The sequence below is a fragment of the Saccharopolyspora elongata genome (assembly GCF_004348985.1).
Lineage (GTDB): Bacteria > Actinomycetota > Actinomycetes > Mycobacteriales > Pseudonocardiaceae > Saccharopolyspora > Saccharopolyspora elongata.
In genome coordinates, this window is record NZ_SMKW01000058.1 from 17,947 (window position 1) to 36,822 (window position 18,876).

At 70.7% G+C, this 18,876-nt stretch carries 17 protein-coding genes; 13 read left to right on the plus strand and 4 right to left on the minus strand.

Going from position 1 to position 18,876, the window contains the following annotated elements:
* Positions 1–2 precede the first annotated feature (2 nt).
* The 6 genes from E1288_RS32500 to E1288_RS32525 all read left to right on the plus strand — a co-directional run bounded on the left by E1288_RS32500 (position 3) and on the right by E1288_RS32525 (position 7,721).
* Positions 3–1,292, plus strand: coding sequence for an MFS transporter (locus E1288_RS32500; protein ID WP_132492159.1), 1,290 nt, complete (start codon positions 3–5; stop codon positions 1,290–1,292).
* Positions 1,289–2,512: a M20 metallopeptidase family protein gene (locus E1288_RS32505; protein WP_132492093.1), complete on the plus strand. Its 1,224-nt coding sequence runs from the start codon at positions 1,289–1,291 to the stop codon at positions 2,510–2,512. Before E1288_RS32500 ends, E1288_RS32505 begins: the two co-directional genes overlap by 4 nt.
* Positions 2,513–2,838: 326 nt before the next feature.
* A complete protein-coding gene (gene lpdA, locus E1288_RS32510) occupies positions 2,839–4,299 on the plus strand; it encodes a dihydrolipoyl dehydrogenase (RefSeq protein ID WP_132492095.1) in 1,461 nt (486 codons plus the stop codon).
* Between the two features lie 22 nt (positions 4,300–4,321).
* A complete protein-coding gene (pdhA, locus tag E1288_RS32515; RefSeq protein WP_132492097.1) occupies positions 4,322–5,422 on the plus strand; it encodes a pyruvate dehydrogenase (acetyl-transferring) E1 component subunit alpha in 1,101 nt (366 codons plus the stop codon).
* A gap of 111 nt (positions 5,423–5,533) precedes the next feature.
* Positions 5,534–6,532: an alpha-ketoacid dehydrogenase subunit beta gene (locus E1288_RS32520; RefSeq protein WP_132492099.1), complete on the plus strand. Its 999-nt coding sequence runs from the start codon at positions 5,534–5,536 to the stop codon at positions 6,530–6,532.
* 25 nt (positions 6,533–6,557) lie between these two features.
* On the plus strand, positions 6,558–7,721 hold the full coding sequence (locus tag E1288_RS32525) for a dihydrolipoamide acetyltransferase family protein (protein WP_235883954.1): 1,164 nt from the start codon (positions 6,558–6,560) through the stop codon (positions 7,719–7,721).
* 117 nt (positions 7,722–7,838) lie between these two features.
* On the opposite strand, the gene E1288_RS32530 is transcribed toward E1288_RS32525, so the two are convergent.
* Positions 7,839–9,230 (minus strand): aspartate aminotransferase family protein, encoded by a 1,392-nt coding sequence (locus tag E1288_RS32530; protein WP_132492101.1) that lies wholly within the window; start codon positions 9,228–9,230, stop codon positions 7,839–7,841.
* Between the two features lie 134 nt (positions 9,231–9,364).
* Between E1288_RS32530 and E1288_RS32535 the strand changes: the two genes are divergently transcribed.
* Entirely contained in the window at positions 9,365–10,795 is a 1,431-nt protein-coding gene (locus E1288_RS32535; protein ID WP_132492103.1) for a gamma-aminobutyraldehyde dehydrogenase, read from the plus strand.
* A gap of 4 nt (positions 10,796–10,799) precedes the next feature.
* Here E1288_RS32535 and E1288_RS32540 read toward each other — a convergent pair whose 3' ends face one another.
* Complete coding sequence (locus E1288_RS32540) at positions 10,800–11,294, minus strand: Lrp/AsnC family transcriptional regulator (protein WP_132492105.1); 495 nt, start codon at positions 11,292–11,294, stop codon at positions 10,800–10,802.
* A gap of 49 nt (positions 11,295–11,343) precedes the next feature.
* Positions 11,344–12,372, minus strand: coding sequence for an iron-siderophore ABC transporter substrate-binding protein (locus E1288_RS32545; protein ID WP_132492107.1), 1,029 nt, complete (start codon positions 12,370–12,372; stop codon positions 11,344–11,346).
* 205 nt (positions 12,373–12,577) lie between these two features.
* Between E1288_RS32545 and E1288_RS32550 the strand changes: the two genes are divergently transcribed.
* From E1288_RS32550 to E1288_RS32575, 6 genes are all read left to right on the plus strand, one after another.
* On the plus strand, positions 12,578–12,796 hold the full coding sequence (locus E1288_RS32550) for a hypothetical protein (RefSeq protein ID WP_132492109.1): 219 nt from the start codon (positions 12,578–12,580) through the stop codon (positions 12,794–12,796).
* A gap of 79 nt (positions 12,797–12,875) precedes the next feature.
* Positions 12,876–13,643: an EI24 domain-containing protein gene (locus E1288_RS32555; RefSeq protein WP_132492111.1), complete on the plus strand. Its 768-nt coding sequence runs from the start codon at positions 12,876–12,878 to the stop codon at positions 13,641–13,643.
* Positions 13,644–13,679: 36 nt separating this feature from the next.
* Positions 13,680–14,993: a M20 family metallopeptidase gene (locus E1288_RS32560; RefSeq protein WP_207954681.1), complete on the plus strand. Its 1,314-nt coding sequence runs from the start codon at positions 13,680–13,682 to the stop codon at positions 14,991–14,993.
* A 161-nt stretch (positions 14,994–15,154) separates the two neighbouring features.
* Positions 15,155–16,132, plus strand: a complete 978-nt coding sequence (locus E1288_RS32565) for a LacI family DNA-binding transcriptional regulator (protein WP_132492113.1) — start codon at positions 15,155–15,157, stop codon at positions 16,130–16,132.
* Positions 16,133–16,181: 49 nt separating this feature from the next.
* Positions 16,182–16,889, plus strand: coding sequence for a M50 family metallopeptidase (locus tag E1288_RS32570; protein ID WP_132492115.1), 708 nt, complete (start codon positions 16,182–16,184; stop codon positions 16,887–16,889).
* A 90-nt stretch (positions 16,890–16,979) separates the two neighbouring features.
* Positions 16,980–17,882 (plus strand): oxidoreductase, encoded by a 903-nt coding sequence (locus E1288_RS32575; RefSeq protein ID WP_132492117.1) that lies wholly within the window; start codon positions 16,980–16,982, stop codon positions 17,880–17,882.
* 3 nt (positions 17,883–17,885) lie between these two features.
* Here E1288_RS32575 and E1288_RS32580 read toward each other — a convergent pair whose 3' ends face one another.
* Entirely contained in the window at positions 17,886–18,839 is a 954-nt protein-coding gene (locus E1288_RS32580; RefSeq protein WP_132492119.1) for a GlxA family transcriptional regulator, read from the minus strand.
* Between the last annotated feature and the right edge of the window lie 37 nt (positions 18,840–18,876).

An 18,876-nucleotide genomic window follows, 5' to 3' on the forward strand; every position in this document is an offset into this window, starting at 1 on the left:
AGGTGGATGGGGCCCTGGCAGCGCGGCCAGGGCGAGCGGCGGTTTCCCCGAAGGGACGTCGCGAACTGATCGCCGGCACGGTCGGCGGGATCGTCGAGTCGTTCGACTGGACGATCTACGCGGTGCTGGCGCCGTACTTCGCATCGCAGATGTTCGCCGGGGACGACGAGCTGACCAAGCTGCTCGCGGCCTATGCGGGTTTCGCGGTGGGCTTCGTGGTCCGCCCGATGGGCAGCTACCTGCTCGGCCGGATCGCCGACGTGCGCGGCCGCCGGTTCGCGCTGATCGTCAGCATGGCCACGATCTGCCTGGGCAGCCTGCTGATCGCGGCGCTGCCCACCGCGGCGACGATCGGGGTCGCGGCTCCGGTGGTCCTGGTGCTGCTGCGCGCCCTGCAGGGGATCGCGATGGGTGGGGAGAACCCGAGCGTCGCGGCCTACATCACCGAAACCGCGCCGCAGCACCGCAGGTTCCTCTACAGCGGCCTCTCCTACTGCGGCGCGTTCATCGGCAACATCCTCTGCTTCGCCGTCGTCGGCGCGCTGCTGCTCGTGCTGGGCGAGCAGGGGGTCGTCGAGGGCGGCTGGCGGATCGGCTTCGTCGTGGCGGCCCTCTTCGGCGTCCTGGCGTTCTGGGTGCGCAGCACGGCAGCCGAGAGCGAGGAGTTCGAGGCGGGCAGGCGCGCCGCGGCACCGCGGCCGAAGCCGCTCGATCACGCCCGGGGCATGCTCGCGGTGTTCCTGATGACCACCGGCACCACCGTCGGGGTCTACTTCGGGACCGTCTACCTCCCGGAGTACGCCGCGCAGGTCGGCGTCGCGCATTCCGCGGCGTCCAACCTGGAGATGATCCCGAGCCTGCTCGCGCTGATCGCCGCGATGGTCGTTTCCGGTTCGCTGGCCGATCGCTTCGGCGGCATGAGGGTGTTCCGGGTCGGGGCTCTGCTGCTGGCGTTGAGCACGGTTCCGCTGATGACCGCGCTCGCCCAGGGCTGGCTGCCGATGTGGGCGGTGGCGACCTGCTACCTCGTCCTCGGCGTCGCACCCACGACGGCCGTGGCGAACGTGCTCTACAGCGAGGTCTTCCCGGTGGCGGTGCGGGTGGTGGCCATGGGTGTGCCGTTCACCCTCGCGGTGGCGCTGTTCGGCGGCACCTTCCCGCTGCTGGCGGAGGGTCTCGCGGCGTTCGGGAACCTGCCCGCGGTTCCGTGGTTCGCCGCCGGCACCGCCGTCATCACGCTGCTGGGGACCGCGGTGCTCGGTGCGCGTTCCGGCGAGAAGGGACTGTCATGATCGCCCTGCCGGCGTTGGTGGACGACGCCCGCGCTCTGCATCCGGACCTGGTGCGGATTCGCCATGATCTGCACCGGGTTCCGGAGCTGGGGCTGCGGCTGCCGCGCACCCAGGAACGCGTGTTGTCCGAATTGGACGGACTGGGCCTGGACGTGTCGACGGGTACCGGGCTCAGCTCGGTCACCGCGGTCCTGCGCGGCTCGCGACCGGGCCCGACGGTGCTGCTGCGCGGGGACATGGACGCGCTGCCGGTGGTGGAGGCGACCGGGCTGGATTTCGCCGCGGACGCCGACCGGATGCACGCCTGCGGTCATGATCTGCACACGACGATGCTGCTGGGCGCGGCGAAACTCCTGGCGCCGCGCAGGGATCAGCTCGCCGGCGACGTGGTGTTCATGTTCCAGCCGGGCGAGGAGGGCTACGACGGCGCGGCGCGGATGCTCGAGGAGGGCCTCCTGTCCGCGTCCGGGCGCAAGCCCGACGCGGCCTACGCGCTGCACGTGATCTCCTCGCTGCGCCGCGGTCTCTTCACCACCCGAGGCGGGCCGATGCTCGCGGCGTCCAACCGGCTGGTGGTGACCGTCCGGGGGCGGGGCGGACACGGTTCGATGCCGTTCCGGGCGGTGGACCCGGTGCCGGTGGCGTGCGAGATGGTCCTGGCGCTGCAGGCCTTCGTGACCCGCCGGTTCGACATCTTCGACCCGGTGGTGCTGACGGTCGGCACGATCCACGGCGGCACCCAGGAGAACGTCATCCCCGACGAGGTCACCTTCGCCGCGACGGTCCGGTCCTTCTCCCGGCACGCCCAGTCGGTGGTCAAGGACGGCTCGGTCCAGGTCTGCGCGGGCATCGCCGCGGCGCACGGGGCGGAGGTGCGAGCGGAATTCGTCGAGCAGTACCCGGTCACGGTCAACGACGAGGCGGAGGCGGAGTTCGTCGCGGACGCCCTGCGGGAGCTGCACGGCGAGAACCGCTTCGCCCCGGCCCCCCAACCGCTCGGCGCTTCGGAGGACTTCTCCCGGGTGCTCGACGAGATCCCCGGAGCGATGATCTCCCTGGGCGCCTGCCCGGAAGACCTCGACCCGGAGAAGGCGCCGAACAACCACTCGCCGAGAGCCCGGTTCGACGACGCGGTGCTCGGCGACGGCGCGGCCGCGTACGCCGCGCTGGCCGCCCGGCGGCAACAGGACGGCCGAGATACCACCGGGTCGGGCGCTTGACTGTGCAAGCGTGACATTCGGTCAAAGAGCAAATTTCGGGCTGCTGGCGGCGGCGTCGACTTCGAGTCGGCGCCGTCGCTTGCTTTTTCGCGCCTGGGTGTGTCTCGCGTCATGTGATCGGCGTCTCGAATACTGTCGGTGATGATCGCGTTACATGTTGTGTGTGTCACGCGTGGGAATGTGCGGTTTGCACATCCGTTGTCCGAGAAGTCTGGGCGAGCGGGCATAGCGCGGAAGTGGTCGTGCTCACGACACTCACAGTGAGAATTGCCCGCTCGATCCGGGCTTTCCGTAACCGGCGCGTGCAGTCAAAGGAGCACAGCGAAGTGCAGGAGTTCGACCTTCTCGTGGTGGGCGGTGGCCCCGGCGGATACGTCGCCGCGATCCGGGCCGCGCAGCGCGGCCTCGCGGTCGCCGTGGTGGAAAAGGAGCGGCCCGGCGGGGTCTGCCTGAACTGGGGCTGCATCCCCACCAAGGCGATGCTGCGCTCGGCCGAGGTGTACGAAACCGTGCTGCACGCGGCCGATTTCGGGGTGAACGTCGAGAACGTCACCGTCGACTACGACGCGATCACACGTCGCAAGAGCGCGGTCGTCAAGGGCCTCACCGACGGCGTCGCCGGCCTGCTCAAGAGCAACGGCGTCACCGTGATCAACGGCCACGCCCGGTTCACCGGCCCGACCACCGTGGACGTCTACGCCACCGGTGAGTCGCCGCTGGGCGCCGACGGCCCGCGCTACGCCGCCGAACCGGCCGGAGTGCAGCCCATCGAGCAGGTCAAGGCCCGCGACGTCATCATCGCCACCGGCTCGGTCCCCGTGCAGCTGCCGCTGCCCGGCGCGGACCTGCCCGGCGTGATCACCTCCGACGGCGCCTTCGGGCTCACCGAGGTGCCGAAGCGCATCGCGATCATCGGCGGCAGCGCGGTCGGCGCCGAGTGGGCGACCCTGTTCGCCACCCTCGGCAGCGAGGTCAGCATCATCGAGATGCAGAAGACCCTGGTGCCCGCCGAGGACGTCGAGGTCGGCAAGGCGCTGGGCCGCTCGTTCACCAAGCGCGGCATCAAGGTGCTCACCGAGGCGACCGTGTCCCGCGTCGACCAGGCCGCCGACGGCCTGAAGGTCACCGTGGACGGCGCCAAGCCGCAGCAGATCGACGCGGACGTGGTGCTGGTCGGCGTCGGCCGCAAGCCCAACACCGCCAACCTGGACCTGGCGAAGACCGGCGTCGCCACCAGCGAGCGCGGCTTCATCACCGTCGACGACAAGCTGCGCACCAACGTCGAGCACGTCTACGCGATCGGCGACGTCACCGGCAAGGCGCTGCTCGCGCACGTCGCGTCGCACCAGGGCGTGGTCGCCGCCGAGACGATCGCCGGGCACCACGCCGCGATCGACTACAACGTCATCCCGGCCGCCACCTTCACCCACCCGGAGATCGCCAGCGTCGGGCTCACCGAGGCCAAGGCGGTCGAGGCCGGTCACGAGGTGGTCGCCGCCAAGTTCCCGTTCGCCGCGCTCGGTCGCGCGCAGAGCTACGGCGACACCGAGGGCTTCATGAAGATCGTCGCCGGCAAGAAGTACGGCGAGGTGCTGGGCGTGCACATCATCGGGCACTCCGCCAGCGACCTGATCACCGAGGGCGCCCTCGCCATGGCCCTGGAGGCCACCCTCGACGAACTCGCCGAGACCATCCACGCGCACCCGACCCTGGGCGAGATCGGCATGGAGGCGGCGATGTCCGCCCTCGGCCTGCCGGTCCACGTCGCGCCGCCGAAGAAGCGCTGAGCGAACGAGAAGGGGATCTGTGATGGCACAGACTGCTACCCGCACCAAGCCTGCCACTCGCGCCGCCAAGTCGCGCCGCGCCGGTTCGGTACGCGGCTCCGGCGGCGGACGGTTCGCCGGTGAGTCGCCGGAGCTCCTGAAGGACTACTTCTACGAGATGACCCTGATCCGCCGCTTCGAGGAGCGCGCGGCCCAGGGCTACACCCAGGCCAAGATCGGCGGCTACTGCCACCTCAACCTCGGTGAGGAAGCCACCGTCGTCGGCCTGATGCGGGCGCTGCGCAAGAGCGACCTGCTGTTCACCAACTACCGCGAGCACGGCTACGCGATCGCCAAGGGCATCGAGCCCGGCCGCGTCATGGCCGAGCTGTACGGCCGCACCACCGGCACCTCCAAGGGCTGGGGCGGTTCGATGCACATGTTCGACGTCGAGGCCGGGCTGCTGGGCGGTTACGGCATCGTCGGCGGGCAGGTCCCGCTGGCCACCGGCGCGGCGATGGCCATCGACTACCGCGGCAGCGACCAGGTCGTGATGTGCCAGATGGGCGACGGCACCACCAACATCGGCGCCTTCCACGAGGCGCTGAACATCGCCGCGCTGTGGAACCTGCCGGTGGTGTTCGTGGTGATCAACAACCAGCTCGGGATGGGCACCACGGTCGACAAGTCCTCCGCCGAGCCGGACCTGTTCAAGCGCGCCGCCGCCTACCGGATGCACGGCGAGCGGGTGGACGGCAACGACGTGCTGGCCGTCCGCGACGCGGCGACCCGCCTGGTCGAGCAGGCCCGCGAGAACGGCCGCCCGGCGCTGCTGGAGGCCGTCAGCGAGCGGCTGAAGGGCCACTCGGTGGTCGACCCGGCCAAGTACCGCAGCGAGGACTCGGTCGAGAAGGCCAAGCAGGCCGACCCGGTGGCGAACTTCCGGGCCGAGCTGATCGAGGCGGGCATCCTCGACGAGGACGCCGCCGTGGAGATCGAGCGCAAGGCGCAGGCCGAGGCCGACGCGGCGGTCGCGTTCGCCGACGACAGCCCGCACCCGGACCCCTCGACGCTGTTCGACTACACCTACGCCACCCCGGTGGCCAACGACTCGCGGCGCCTGCCGGCCGACCCGGTCTTCTGAGGCTTCTGCCCCGCGAATTCGCGACACCCCGCCACAGATCCCGTGGATCTCTCCGACGCCAATGGAGAGATCCGCGGGGTTCACCAATGCTTTTGTGCAGGAGAAAAACCCTTGGCCGTCATCTCTTATCGCCAAGCGTTGCACGACACGCTTCGCGAAGAAATGCTGTGCGATGAGGACGTCTTCCTCATCGGCGAGGAAATCGGGGTCTTCGAAGGCTCCTACAAGATCACCGCCGGTCTGCTGAAGGAATTCGGCGAGAAGCGCGTGCGCGACACCCCGATCGCCGAAGAGGGCTTCGTCGGCGCCGCGGTCGGCGCCGCCATGCTCGGCCTGCGGCCGGTCGTCGAACTGATGACGATCAACTTCTCGTTGATCGCGCTGGACCAGATCGTCAACCACGCGGCCAAGATCTACGGCATGTTCGGCGGGCAGACCAGCGTGCCGATGGTGTTGCGCACGCCGGGCGGCGGCGGCCAGCAGCTGGGCGCCACCCACTCGCAGAACATCGAGCTGTACTACGCGTTCGTGCCGGGTCTGAAGGTCGTCGCGCCGAGCACCCCGGCCGACGCCAAGGCGCTGCTGCTGGCGTCCATCCGGGACAACGACCCGGTGCTGTTCCTGGAGAACCTCGCGCTGTACAACACCAAGGGCGAGGTCCCGGACGTCGTCGAGCCCGCCGAGATCGGCAAGGCGAAGGTGACCAAGCAGGGCACCGACATCACCATCATCGGCTACTCGCGGATGGCCATGGTCGCCCAGCAGGTCGCCGAGAAGCTGCAGGCCGAAGAGGGCATCAACGCCGAGGTCGTCGACCTGCGCAGCCTTCGGCCGCTGGACCGCGACACCGTCGTGGAGTCGGTGCGCAAGACCGGCTGCGCCGTGATCGCCGAGGACGACTGGCTGACCTACGGCATCGGCGCGGAGGTCGCGGCGTCCATTTCGGACGGTGCGTTCGACTACCTGGACGCCCCGGTGCGCCGTGTCGCTGCGGCGGAGGTACCGCTGCCCTACGCCAAGCCGCTGGAGCGGGCCGCACTGCCGTCCGCCGAGTCCCTCACGACCGCTGTCCACCAAACGCTGGACGCCGTCGGCCGCCGTCGCCGCTGAGGCCTGTGCTCACCCGAGGAAGACCATGACTGAGATTCAGATGCCGAGGCTCTCCGACACGATGGAGGAGGGCGTGATCTCGACCTGGCGCAAGAACGTCGGCGACCAGGTCAGCCGCGGCGAAGTGATGGCCGAGATCGAGACCGACAAGGCCATCATGGAGCTGGAGGCCTACGACGACGGGGTGCTGGAGAAGATCCTCGTCGAGGCGGGAGCGACGGTGCCGATCGGCACCCCGATCGCGATCCTCGGCGACGGCTCCGGTGCCGCGGCGGAAGCCGCCCCGGCCGAGCCCGCCGAGCAGGGTGCGAAGCCGAAGGCGTCGCCGCTGGCGAAGGCGGTCGCCAAGGAGAAGGGCGTGGACCTGTCCACGGTGCAGGGCTCCGGCCCCGGCGGGCGGATCATCCGCGCCGACATCGAGGCCGCCGCCTCGGCCGCCCCGGCCGCTGCTCCGGCTGCCGCCGCCGCTCCGGCCGCCGCTCCGGTGGTGTCCAATGAGGACGTCGAGGAGATCCCGCTCAGCAACATCCGCAAGGTGACTGCGAAGCGCCTGACGGAGAGCAAGCAGCAGGCCCCGCACTTCTACCTGACCAGCGCCATCGACGTCACCGACCTGATGGCGTTCCGGGCGACCCTCAACGAGCGCCTGCAGGCCGCGGGCGGCCCGAAGGTCAGCGTCAACGACCTGATCGTCAAGGCGGTGGCGACGGCCCTGCGCGCGAACCCGGCGGTGAACGTCTCGTTCGCCGGCGACAAGATGCTGCAGCACAAGCGCATCAACCTGGGTGTCGCGGTGGCCATCGACAACGGCCTGGTCGTGCCGGTGGTCAAGGACGCCGACCGCAAGAGCGTCTCGGAGATCGCCGCGGAGAGCCGGGAGCTGGCCGGGCGGGCCCGCGAGGGCAAGCTGAAGCTGGACGAGATGTCCGGCGGCACCTTCTCGATCTCCAACCTGGGCATGTTCGGCATCGAGCAGTTCAGCGCGGTGATCAACCCGCCGGAGGCGGCGATCCTGGCGGTCGGCGCGGCCCGCGACGAGGTGCAGGTGCGCGACGGCGAGTTCGTGGCCCGCAAGATCCTGCGGGCGACGCTGTCGGCGGACCACCGGGCGGTGGACGGCGCGGTCGGCGCGGCGTTCCTGCAGCTGCTGACCGGGCTCCTGGAGGACCCGATCCGCATCATCGCCTGACGATCGGCGACTTGGGCCCCTTCCGCGACGACACGGCTCTCGCGGAAGGGGCCTTTTCACGCCCGCATGAGCCGACAGGAAAGGGTGCCTTCCGGTGTGGAAGGCGCCCCTTCGCCGTCAGAGCTCGGCCTGGGCTTCGGTGAGGACCGCGCGGAGGATCTGCTCCACCTCGTCGAAGTGCTCCTGGGTGGAGATCAGCGGCGGGGCCAGCTGGATCACCGGCTCCGCCCGGTCGTCCGCGCGGCAGTACAGCCCGGCTTCGAACAGGGCGGGGGAGACGTGGCCGCGCAGGACGCGTTCCGCGTCTTCCGCGGTGAAGGTCGCCTTGGTCGCCTTGTCCTTCACCAGCTCGATGCCGTAGAAGTACCCCGCGCCGCGGACGTCGCCGACGATCGGCAGGTCCAGCAGCTTCTCCAGGGTGGCGCGGAAGTTCGCCTCGTTGGCCTGGACCCGGCCGTAGAGGTCCTCCGACTCGATGAGGTCCAGGTTGGCCATGGCGACCGCGCAGGCCACCGGGTGCCCGCCGTAGGTCGAGCCGTGCGTGAAGCTGCTGCCGTCGACCAGGAACGGCTCCATCAGCCGCTCGTCGGCGATCATCGCGCCCAACGGCGCGTACCCGGAGGTCAGACCCTTGGCGACGGTGATGATGTCCGGCTGGTACCCGTAGCGGTTGGCGCCGAAGTCGTGCCCGAGCCGGCCGAAGGCGCAGATCACCTCGTCGGAGACCAGCAGCACGTCGTGCTCGGTGCAGATCTCCCGCACCCGCTGCCAGTAGCCGGGCGGCGGCGGGAAGCAGCCGCCGGTGTTCTGCAGCGGCTCCAGGAACACCGCGGCGACGGTCTCCGGGCCTTCCCGCTCGATCGCGCGGGCGATCTCGTCGGCCGCCCAGGCGCCGAACGCCTCGTAGTCGTCGGCGTGCACCGGCGCGCGGTAGAAGTTGGTGTTGGGCACCTTGATCGCGCTGGGCACCAGCGGCTCGAAGTCCTGCTTGGCGCCCGGGATGCCGGTGATGGACAGCGCGCCCTGCGAGGTGCCGTGGTATGCAAGCGAGCGGCTGATCACCTTGTGCTTGTTGGGTTTTCCGGTCTTCTTGAAGTACTGCTTGGCGAGCTTCCAGGCGCTCTCCACGGCTTCGCCGCCGCCGCCGGTGAAGAACACCCGGTTGAGGTCGCCGGGTGCTTGGGCGGCGACCCGCTCGGCGAGTTCCACCGCGGCGGGATGCGCGTGCGACCACAGCGGAAAGTACGCGAGCTGCTTGGTCTGCCGCGCCACCGCCTCGGCCAGTTCGTCGCGGCCGTGCCCGACCTGGACGGCGAACAGGCCGGCCAGGCCGTCGAAGTAGCGCTTGCCGTGCTCGTCGTAGACGTAGGGGCCGTCGCCGCGCACGATCACCGGGATCTCGGTGTCGGCGTAGCCGCTGTGGTCGGCGAAGTGCAGCCACAGGTGGTCGCGGGCTCGGTCGCCGAAGGTGCGGGCGCCGGTTGCGGCGGGCTTGTCCGTCGCGCTCATGATCAACCTCACGCTAATCGGTGTATGCGGAATCCATTGTAATGACTGCCATAGACAACGGAAAGCGTTGTAAATACCATCTACGACGATTGATCTAGTGGTCAAGTGCAGTCGATCAACGGAAGAGGTGTCGCGTGGCAGGGCAAGCGTTCGACAACTTCATCGACGGCCGCCGGGTGCCGGCCGTCGACGGCCGGACCCTGGACGTCGTCGACCCGGCGACCGGCGAGGTCTACGCCGCCCAGGCGCTCTCCGGGAAGTCCGATGTGGACAATGCGATGACCGCCGCAGCTAGGGCTTTCCGGGACTGGCGGCGCACCACCCCGGCGCAGCGGCAGACCGCGCTGCTGCGCATCGCCGACGCCATCGAGGCGCGCGCGGAAGAGGTGGTGCGCGTCGAGTGCGAGAACACCGGCAAGCCGGTCGCGCTCACGCACTCCGAAGAGATGACGATGGTGCTGGACCACCTGCGGTTCTTCGCCGGTGCGGCCCGGGTGCTGGAGGGGCGTGCCGCGGCCGAGTACCTGGCCGGGCACACCTCGATGATCCGCCGCGAGCCGCTCGGCGTGTGCGCCCAGGTCACGCCCTGGAACTACCCGCTGCTGATGGCGATCTGGAAGATCGCGCCCGCGCTGGCGGCCGGGAACACCGTCGTGCTCAAGCCGTCCGAGACCACTCCCGCGAGCACGCTGCTGCTCGCCGAGATCGCCGGGAAGCACCTGCCCGCCGGCGTGCTCAACGTGGTCACCGGCGACCGGGGCACCGGGCGCCTGCTGGTCGAACACCCGGTGCCGCAGATGGCTTCCATCACCGGCTCCGTGCGCGCCGGTGTCGAGGTCGCCGGATCGGCGGCGCAGGACCTCAAGCGCGTGCACCTGGAGCTCGGCGGCAAGGCGCCGGTCGTGGTCTTCGCGGACGCCGACGTCGCGGCGGCCGCGGAGGGCATCGCCGCCGCCGGTTTCTTCAACGCCGGGCAGGACTGCACGGCGGCGACCCGCGTGCTGGTGCAGGAAGGGCTGCACGACGAGTTCGTCGCGGCGCTGACCGAGCAGGCGCGCGGCACCCGGACCGGTCCACCCGGCGACACCGATGCGGACTACGGCCCGCTGAACAGCGCCGACCAGCTCGCGAAGGTGGCCGGGTTCATCGACCGGCTGCCCGACCACGCCGTCGTCCACTGCGGCGGATCACGGGTCGGTGAGCGCGGTTTCTTCTACGCGCCCACCGTGGTCTCCGGGCTGCGCCAGGACGACGAGATCGTGCAGGACGAGGTGTTCGGCCCGGTGATCACGGTACAGAGCTTCACCGATGAGGAGGACGCCTACGCCAAGGCCAACGGCGTCCGCTACGGCCTCGCGTCGTCGGTGTGGACCGCCGACCACGCGCGGGCGATGCGGGCGAGCATCGAGCTGGACTTCGGCACGGTGTGGCTCAACACGCACATCCCGCTGGTCGCGGAGATGCCGCACGGCGGCTTCAAGCACTCCGGCTACGGCAAGGACCTGTCCATGTACGGCCTGGAGGACTACACCCGGATCAAGCACGTCATGTCCAGCTTGGGGTGAGGCCCTACCGGGTGCCCCAGGCGTAGGTCTGCTTGCGGAGCTTGAGGTAGACGAAGGTCTCGGTGCCGGTGACGGCCTCCAGGCTGCGGATGCGGCGGTTGATCACCTCCAGCAGCTGGTCGTCGTCCCGGCACACCACCTCGACGAGCAGGTCGAACGAGCCCGCCGTGATCACGACGTACTCGATCTCCGGCAGCTCCGCGAGCCGGTCCGCGACCTCCTGCACGTCGCCGGACACGGTCACGCCGATCATCGCCTGCCGCAGGAAGCCGAGCTGCAGCGGATCGGTGACCGCGACGATCTGCACCATCCCCGAGTCCAGCAACCGCTGGACGCGCTGGCGTACCGCTGCCTCGGACAGGCCGACGGCCTTGCCGATCGCGGCGTAGGACCGTCGGCCGTCCTGCTGCAGCTGTTCGATGATCCGCTTGGACAACTCGTCCACGTGGACGGGCGATTTCGCGTCCGGCGAGTCCTGCTCGTGGGGCTTGCGTGTCACAGCGACGTATCGTTGTCGCCGCGCGGGCCGGGTGCAAACCCGGGGTCCGTCAGCTCAGCGCGTCGACCAGCTTCGGCGTCAACCGCTCCAGGGCGAACGGGATGCTGGAGACGGTGGCCGAGCCCAGCGCCATGGTCAGGTCGTAGTCGTCCAGCAGCACCAGGGATCCGCGCTTGGCCGCAGGCAGGTTGTTCAGCAGCGGGTCCTTGCGGACCGCGTCGACGTCGGCGGCCTTGGCGGTCGTCACGATCACGACGTCCGCGTCCAGCAGCCTCACCTGCTCCTTGCTGACCTTGACGTTGAACTTGCCGCCGCTGTCGAGGTTCTCGACGGCCGGCGACAGCCGCAGCCCGAGCTGCTCCAGCAGCGCGGTGCGGGCGTCCTGCTTGGTGTAGGCGGCGTAGGTGCCCGCCGAGTCGGTGCGGACCGTCACGTGGGTCTTGCCCTCGAACAGCGGGTTCGCCCGGCGGGTCTGCTCGATGCGTTCCTGGGTGTCGGCGAGCAGCTTGGCGACCTCGGCCTGCTTGCCCAGCGCCTGGCCGATCGTCTCGGCCTGCACCCGCCAGTTCACCCCGTAGTCGATGGAGTTCGGCGGCTGCGCGACCACCGGGTTGAAGGTGCTGAGCCGGTTGTACTGCTCCTGCGTCAGGGCGCTCTGCAGCGCGATCATGACGTCCGGGGCGAGCGCGATGACGCCTTCCACGTCGACCTCGCTGCCGAACACCTTGGGGCGCTGGCCGCCCAGGAACGGCTCCGCCCACGGGCCGACGCCGCTGTCCCACGGGCCCCACTTGGTCAGCCCGGCCGGGATCACGCCCAGCGGCAGCAGCACGTCGTGGTCGGTGATGCCCAGCGTGACGACGCGCTGCGGTGCGGCCTTGATCTCCGCCGCGCCGTACCGGTTCGGGATGTTCGCCGGGAATCCGGGCCCGGCCTGGGCGTTGCCGGTCCCGTCCGGTCCGCCGGAGCCGCCGCAGGCCGTCAGCCCGGCGGCCAGTCCGGCGGCGAGCACGCCGGTCGTGCCGATCAGGAAGCCCCGACGGCCGAACCGGGCACCAGCTGCTGGGGGAGGCGTCATCACCGAAGTCCTTCGTCGTCCGGTTCGGGCCGACAGCCCGAAGTCCTGGCAAGAAAGGCTAACCTAAGTTGACCTCTTCCGGTCGGGCAACCGCGGACCGCGGCCCGGTGAGACGGATCACCGAAGGTCGTTGGCGGGGTATGGTGTACGGGGAGAGATCGCACGTGCACCATGCGTGAACAGCCGCGGGGATGCTGGAGCCGCCATGAGTGACGATGATGTTTTCGGCCGTCGCTGGGTGCTCGCCGAGGACGAGCTGCTGAGGATGCTCTGGCGCAGCCACGCCGGGGAGAACCCGGACGTCCTGCTGGTGGAGCTGCACGCGAACCACCAGGAGGACCGCCGCAATCCCGGGCCGGCCGACGGCCGGCGGCCCCGGTCGGTGCCGCACCCGCGGCGCAACCGGCACCGCGTGGCGCGCTGATCCGCCGTTTCCCTCCCGGCCGCCGAGCCGCGGCCGATACGGTGGGCGTCGATCGCCACCGCACGGGAGACCAATCCTGATGAGTTCGTTCCTCTCCGGTATCCGCACGCTCGGCACCGGTTTCGGCATCATCCTGCGCAATCCGAAGCTGCTGTTCCTCGGCGCGCTGCCGGCGCTGATCAGCGCCCTGCTGCTGCTGGGCGGCCTCGGCACGCTCATCTACTTCAGCCCCGATCTGGTCACCTGGATGACGCCGTTCGCCGACAGCTGGGGCGATGCCGCCCGCCAGGCGCTGCGCGTCCTGGTCGGCGCGGCGCTGGTCGGCGCCGCCGGGCTGCTGGCGTCGGTGTCGTTCATCGCCGTCACGCTGCTCATCGGCGGACCGTTCTACGAGCACATCGCCGAGCAGGCGGAGCAGAAGCTCGGGCTGGACGCCTCCGACGACGGCGCCGGTTTCGCGCGGCAACTCGGCCGTGGCGTGCGGGATTCGCTGAAGCTGGTGGGCGTGGCGCTGGTCGGCGCGATCGTGCTGTTCGGCATCGGGTTCATCCCGGTGGTCGGGCAGATCGCGGCGCTGGTGCTGGGCGCGTTCTTCGGGGCGTGGCTGGTCACGCTGGAGATGGTCGGCCTGGTGTTCCAGCGTCGCGGCCTGACCTTCCGCGACCGGCGCCGGGCCCTGCGGCAGTACCGGGCGGTGGTCTTCGGCTTCGGGCTGCCGACCTACCTGCTGTGCCTGATCCCGGTCGCGCAGCTCTTGGTGATCCCGTCGGCCGTCGTCGGCGGCACGCTCCTGGCGCACCGGGTGCTCGGACCGGTTCCCCGGCAGGAAGGCGCCGCGCGGCGGTGATTCGCCACGCAACGCGTTCGGCCTAAAGTTCGGGGTGTGATACAGCCTACGCAGCCCGATGACTCCTACCTCCGCGCCGTTTCCGCTGCTACCGAGCGGGCCGTGGCCGCTGCCGAGCCGATCCGCTCCGAGTTCGCGGGCGCCGACGAGGCATTGCGCGCCGACGTCGAGCGGTGGGTGGACGACAACGCCGAGGATCTCGTCGCGCTGAGCCGGGACCTGCACGCGCACCCGGAGGAGGCGTTCGCCGAGCACCGGTCCGCCGCCCGGGCCGCCGAACTGCTGCGGCGCCACGGGCACGACGCCGAAGTGGGCGTCGGCGGGCTAGACACCGCGCTGCGCGTCGAGGCCGGCGGCGACGGCCCGCATGTCGCGGTGCTGGCGGAGTACGACGCGCTGCCGGGCATCGGGCACGGCTGCGGTCACAACATCATCTGCTCGGCGGCCGTCGGCGGGTTCCTCGCCGCCGCCACCGCGGTGTCGGCGACCGGCGGCCGGGTGAGCCTGGTCGGCACGCCGGCCGAGGAGGGCGGCGGCGGCAAGGAACACCTAGCCAGGGCAGGGCTTTTCGACGACGTCGACGCGGTCGTGATGCTGCACCCGTTCTCCCACGACATCGCCGCGCACCCGTTCCTCGGGCGGCGCCAGCTGGAGGTGGTGTTCCACGGCGTCGCCGCGCACGCCGCCGCGCAGCCGTTCATGGGCCGCAACGCGCTCGACGCGGTCGTGGCGACGTACCAGGGCGTCGCGGCGATGCGGCAGCACATGCCGTCGACGGACCGGGTGCACGGGATCATCACCGACGGCGGCAAGCGGCCCAACGTCGTGCCCGACCGCGCCGCGGCGGTGTTCTACGTCCGGTCCGCCGAGCCGGGCTCGCTGCAGGACCTCGCCGCCCGGATCGAGGCGATCGCGCACGGTGCGGCCTCGATGACGGGCTGCGGCGTCGAGCTGAACTGGGACAACAACCCCGCTTACCTGCCCATCCGGCACAACGACGCGCTGGCGGCCCGCTGGGCGCAGCACCAGGCCCGGCGCGGCCGGACGTCCCTGCCGCGCGGCGTCGTCCCGGAGTACCTCACCGGCTCGACGGATCTCGGAAACATCAGCTACCGGCTCCCGGCGATCCACCCGATGATCGGCCTCGGCGACCCGAACCTCGCCCTGCACACCGAGGAATTCGCCGCCGCGGCGGCGACTCCGGCTGGCGACCGGGCGGTCCTCGACGGCGCGATCGGCCTCGCTCTGACCACAGTGGACTACCTGGCCGACGCGGACCTCCGGCGGGCGGCCCGGGCCGAGTTCGAGGCCGCGGGAGGCGTCTTGGACGTCGCCACCTACTTCGGCTGACCGGTTTTCGCCGGATGGCGACGGGTTGCGCTGCGCTGGGGAAACACCTGTGGAATCGGTTTCCGCGAATCGTCGGAATCGAGTTCGGGAATCCCTGATTCTATGGAGAAAGCAGCGCGAAATCGATTACGCTTCTGGCGGTACGAGACCGAGGAGGTGGCGTGGGCGTCACGATCCACGACGTGGCGGCGCGGGCCGGGGTGTCGGTCGCGACCGCGTCGCGCGCCCTGTCCGGGCAGCGCGGCGTGCGAGCGGAGAACCGGGAGAAGGTCCTCGCGGCCGCGCGCGAGCTCGACTACGAGCCCAACGTCGTCGCCGCGTCACTGCGCAGCCGCACCACGCACACCATAGGCATGGTCGTGCCGCGCATCGGCAACCCTTTCTTCGCCACGCTCGTCGAATCCGTGGAGAAGCAGTTGCAGGACGGGCAGCGCAGCCTGCTGCTCGCGAACTCGCACTACGAGCCGGAAACCGAACAGCGCCAGGTCCGCGCGCTGCTGGATCGCCGGGTCGATGCGCTGATCATGATCCCGTGCCACCGCGAACGCAGCGGCGAGGCGCTGGCGGCGGCCGCCGCGCGGGTTCCCGTCATCCAGCTCGACCTGCGGGTGGACGGCTTCGCGGGCAGCTGGGTCGGGGTCGACAACGAGGCCGGGATGAGCCAGGTCGTGCGCCACCTGCTGGGGCTCGGCGCGAACCGCCTGGTGTTCGTCGGATCGCGGCCGACCGACTCGTCGGCGCAGGCCCGGCTGGACGGTTTCCGGCGCGCAGTGGGCGACGGCGCCGACGTGCTGCTCGGCGACTTCAGCAAGGAATGGGGCCAGCAGGCCGGGGAGCGCCTGCTGGCGCAGGGGTCGCTGCCGGACGGCATCGTGTGCGGCAACGACACGATCGCCTTGGGCGTGCTGAGCGAGCTGGCGCGGCGGGGCGTCCGGGTGCCCGAGGACGTCCGGGTCACCGGCTTCGACGACATCCCGTACGCCGAACTCGCCCAGCCCGCGCTGACCACGGTGCGGCAGCCGCAGGAGCAGATCGCGGCGGAGGCGGTCCGGATGCTGGGGGCGCACCTCACCGGCGCCGAGGGCGCGTCCCGCAGCGTCGCCATCGCCCCGGAGCTGGTCGTCCGCGCCTCCGGCTGAGCGGCGGCTACGCTGGGCCGCGGTCTGTCGCCGACCTTGGGTGTCTACTGTGGACGATTTAGTGCGGGAGTGGTCCGCGCAACTGCTGGATTCGGGCAACGTCGCCGCGCTGGTCGCGGGCGTGCTCTCGCTGCTCCTGGTGCTCAGCCGCAACACCTGGCTGCTGCTGCGCAACGTGGTGACGATCGCCCACGAGGGCGGGCACGCGGTGGTCGCGCTGCTCAGCGGGCGCAAGCTGAACGGCATCCGGCTGCACTCCGACACCTCGGGGCTGACCGTGTCGACCGGCAAGCCGACCGGGCCGGGCATGGTGTTCACGCTGCTGGCCGGATACCCGGCGGTGTCGCTGCTCGGGCTCGGCGGCGCGTGGCTGGTCACCGTCGACCTCGCGCACGTGATGCTGTGGGCGTGCATCGCGCTGCTCGCCGCGATGCTGCTGGCCATCCGCAACGCCTACGGCGTGCTGTCGATCGTGCTCACCGGCGGCGTGATCTTCGGGGTGTCCTGGTTCGCGACGCCGGCCTGGCAGGCGCTGTGCTGCGCGTTGTTCAGCTGGTTCCTGCTCTTCGGCGGCCTGCGGCCGATCGCCGAGCTGCGCCGCAAGCGCTCCGGCGGCCGCGCCCCGAACTCCGACGCCGACCAGCTCGCCCGGCTCACCGGGCTGCCCGCCGGGATCTGGCTGGCGCTCTGGTTCCTCATCGGGCTCGCCGCCATCCTGACCGGCGGGACCTGGCTGCTCCTGATGCCGCAGGTGTGAATTCTGGGCTAAGCGGCTGCGCCGCTTCAAAGACAAGGATGTGAGCAACGGCTTGTTGCCGAGGCCGTGGTTTTCTAGCAGCATCGCGGCGTGACGAGTGCTTCGACCGCCCTGGGTGGAAAGTTCCCGCTGACCGCGGAGTTGACCGTGAGCCGGCTTGGTTTCGGCGCGATGCAGCTGGCCGGGCCCGGCGTGTTCGGCCCGCCCGCCGATCGCGAGCAGGCGATCCGGGTGCTGCGCCGCGCCGTGGAGCTGGGCATCGACCACATCGACACCAGCGACTTCTACGGGCCGTGGGTGGTCAACGAGCTGATCGCGGAGGCGCTGCGGCCCTACCGCGACGGGCTCGTGCTGGCCACCAAGATCGGCGCCTACCGCGACCACGAAGCGGCGTGGCTGCCGCTGAACCACCCCGACGCGCTGCGCGCGCAGGTGCACGACAACCTGCGCCGCCTGCGGCTGGAGACCCTGGACCTGGTCTACCTGCGGCACACCGTCGACCGGGGCATCGCGCTGACCGACCAGCTCGGCGCGCTGGCCGAGCTCCGCGAGCAGGGCCTGCTGCGCGCCATCGGACTGTCCAATGTGTCCGCCGCGCAGTTCGAGGAGGCGCGGCGGCACACCGAGATCGCGTCCGTGCAGAACCTCTACAACGTGGTGAACCGGACCTCGGCCGACCTGGTCGAGCAGACCGCGGCGGCCGGTACTGCGTTCGTCCCGTTCTTCCCGTTGGGCTCCGGTTTCGCCGACAGCCGCGCTCGTCAGGACGACGTCCTGCGCGCGGTCGCCGAGCGCCGCGGCGCGACCCAGGCCCAGGTGTCCCTGGCCTGGCTGCTGCAGCGCTCGCCGAACATCCTGCTGATCCCGGGCACCTCCTCCCTCGGCCACCTCGAGGAGAACACCGCGGCCGCCGGCGTGGCGCTCACCGCCGAGGACGTCGCCGAGTTGGACGCCCTGGTCGCCGACGGGGAAACCCTCGAAGAGGCGCACTGACGCTCACCGAAGCTGCCTGCGCCGGAACTCGGTGCGGTACGCGAGCGGGCTGCTGCCGACGCGCTCGCCGAAGTGCCGGCGCAGCACCGCGGCCGAACCGAAGCCGGCGTGGTCGGCGATCACCTCGACCGGCAGGTCGGTGGTTTCGAGGAGCTCCTGAGCCCGGTGCACGCGCGCCAGCACCAGCCAGCGCAGCGGCGTCGTCCCGGTCTGGGCGCGGAACCGGCGGTTGAGCGTGCGGACGCTCACCCTCGCCCGCTCCGCGATCTCGTCCAGGGCGAGGTCGCGGTGCAGGTTGTCACGCATCCAGTCCATCGTGGGCTGCAAGCTGCCGCCGGGCCGCTCGTACTCGATGAACTGCGCCTGGCCGCCGTCCCGGTACGGCGGCATCACGATCCGCCGAGCCGCGCGCGCGGCCAGCGCCGCGCCGTGATCCCGGCGGATCAGGTGCAGGCACAGGTCGATGCCGGCGCACACCCCGGCCGAGGTGAGCACCTGCCCGTTGTCGATGAACAGCACCGACGGATCCACCTGCACCCGCGGATAGGTCTCGGCGAGCAGCGCGGCGGCGTCCCAGTGCGTCGTCGCCCGTGCTCCGTCTAGCAATCCCGCGGCGGCGAGCAGGAACGCGCCGGTGCAGATCGACGCGATGCGCGTGCCCCGCGCCGCGGCGCCGGTAAGCAGGTCCAGCACCCCCGGTGCCGGCGGCTGCCGGCAGTCCTGCAGCCCCGGCACGACGATCGTGTCCGCTTCGGCGAGATCGGCGAGGGTGAACGGCGCGGACAGCCGGAAGCTGCCGGTGCCCACGGCGGTGACGAGCACGTCCCCGGCGCCGCAGACCCGCACCTCGTAAGGGCTTTCCTCGCCGGGCGACCAGGCCGAGGCGAAGATCTGGCACACCGTGGTCAGGTCGAAGCCGACCACGCCTTCCACGGCCAGCACACCGACAACGTGCATGACCAGAATCTAGCGGAAAGCGGCATTCCAGCTGCTG